This window comes from Streptomyces litchfieldiae, assembly GCF_031845365.1.
In the GTDB taxonomy this organism is placed as follows: domain Bacteria; phylum Actinomycetota; class Actinomycetes; order Streptomycetales; family Streptomycetaceae; genus Streptomyces; species Streptomyces litchfieldiae.
Window position 1 is genome coordinate 1 of the sequence record NZ_JAVREL010000066.1, and the last position, 985, is coordinate 985.

Here is a 985-nt window from a genome sequence, read left to right on the forward strand (position 1 = left end):
CCGATCGTGGTGCGCAGGCAGGAGGCGACCCGGCGGGTCCTGGCGATCACCCCGATGCGTTCGGCGATCTTCTCGGGGATGTTGTAGTAACGCCCGCCCGCCCCGCGCTGCACCTTCTCCAGGTCGGATGCGGCCTTGGCCAGGCGCTTGTCCCGCGCCTGGCGCTGGCCTTCGGCGCTGCCGGTGGAGTGCACCAGCACCCGGCGTACCTCCAGTACCGGATCGCGCTTGCGCGGCCCGGGGATGCGCTGGACTTCCCCCTCCAGCACGCGGTACTGCCCGCGCTCGTCAGGTGGCAGGCGCTCCTCGCGTTCGGCGGTGTAGTCCACCGGCACGGCCTGCTCCAGGTCCAGGCCGGCCCAGAACTCGTCACCGATCTTCGAGGCGGGCACCGGGGCGATGAAGTCCACCCCCGCGTCCAGCAGCGCGCCGATGTTGCCCCAGGAGTACAGCTTGGAGTCCGCGACCAGCAGAAGCCGCCGCTCGCCCGCGAGCTGCCGCAGAGCCTTCATCGCGTCGACGACCTGTGCGACCTCCCCGGCCCCGCCGTCGAAGACCCTGGCATGGACGGGGACGCCGCCATCGGCGCTCACCCCAAGACCTGCCTGGACCTGCTTGAGGTCCACCCTCCGGTCCTTGGGATGCCCGTACCTGACCATCGGGTAGTCCTCGTCCTGGTCCTCGACCGGGTAGGCGCCATGGACGGACATACTGGTCATGTCCCAATGAATACGGGCCGTATCCAGGCCGAAGGCGCCGATCGCGGCCGCCCCGACGCTGCCGGCCAGCCGGTCCAGGTGCGGAGCGATCGCGTCCAGGGCACGCGCAAGGCGATCGTCGTTGAGCAGCTCGGCCTCGATTCCGAAGACCTCCTCCACCGCCCAGTCACGCGCCCAGTCCCCGACGCGGAACAGCGGAGCGGGGGCGGTCAGCCGGTTGGCCACCAGCACCTCGATCACCTGGCCGTGCGTCAGATCAGCCCGGG

At 70.7% G+C, this 985-nt stretch carries 1 protein-coding gene; it reads right to left on the bottom strand.

The features are described from left to right. A partial coding sequence (locus tag RM590_RS35400) for an IS1634 family transposase (RefSeq protein ID WP_311708926.1) occupies nucleotides 1-985 on the bottom strand: 985 nt, incomplete at both ends.